Source organism: Acidobacteriota bacterium, from assembly GCA_040752915.1.
Taxonomy (GTDB): Bacteria; Acidobacteriota; UBA4820; order UBA4820; family DSQY01; genus JBFLVU01.
Map to the genome: position 1 here is coordinate 1 of JBFMHB010000152.1, position 1022 is coordinate 1022.

The following is a 1022-nucleotide window of genomic DNA, read 5'->3' on the forward strand; positions in this document are numbered from 1 at the left end:
AATGGGCGGGGTTCCGGGTGGGGCGAGAAGAGCGTGAATGGAGGACAAACATGAAGAAGACCCTTGCCATGGTGCTTCTGGGTTTGGGCATTCTGAGTACGGTTCTGCTTTTTGCCAACAACAATCCGCCTCCGGGCCCCATTCTCCCGCCCGGCAACTGTGGTCCCGTCTATTCGTGTACCTACAGACCGACAACGGGCTTCTGCGAAGGCACTTCGGGGTTGTGTCAGTGCCTGGACTGCCATCCGTAAAGCCGGCCTGATGGGCTGAACCCCGCCCGGGACCCCCTGTTCGCGGGAGCGACCATGCAGAGAATCCCCAAACCGTCCTTCATTGGAGCCTTGCTTGTTCTCGTCGGACTCTTCCGGGCTCCCCTTGCGGCGGCGGGGGCCGCCCCCCGCCTGGAGAGCGTGGAGCCCTTCAGCCTGCCCGGCCTGCCGGAAGCGGTCAATTCCATTGCAGCGGGGCCCGAGGGGCGCCTCTTCGTCCTGGACCGCGTGAACGGCACGGTGCTCGTCTACGACGCGAAGGGGCGGCCCGCGGGCACCTTCGGAAAGGGCAAGATCCTCGAACCGCGCTCTCTCATGTGTGCCGGTACTACGGTGGCGCTTCAGGAGGGAAGAGGGACGTTTTTTTTCCACGACGCCCTCACCCTCCTTCCGAAGAAGACCACCTTCGGCCTGGCCCGGTACAACCCCGGCCTCGGGGCGGCCCTGACCGAAAAGCGGATCGTCTACGGAGGCATGGGCTGGGAGGGGGAGCACCCCAGGGACGGAGAGCCCTTCGACGCCCTGGTGCTCTTCTCCACCGATTGGGACGGCCAGGACCTGCGCGTCGTGGAAAGGCGCCTCGTGCCGTGGGAAGTCAACCGCAGCTTTCAAGTGATGGCGACGAGCTGTTTTTGTCCCTGGGGCCGGGGCGGCCTGGCCGTGAGTTCGTTTTTTCCGGGGCGGCTGTGGCTCCTCGACGCCGAGGGGAGGGTCGTCCGCGCCACCCCCATCCCTCCACCCCCCCTGCCCAAG

1 protein-coding gene is annotated in these 1022 nt (G+C 65.6%); it reads left to right on the plus strand.

The window, feature by feature from the left end; genetic code table 11:
• Positions 1 to 305: 305 nt before the first annotated feature.
• Positions 306 to 1022: hypothetical protein (locus AB1824_13615; protein ID MEW5765996.1), on the plus strand; the 717-nt coding region annotated here is incomplete at its 3' end.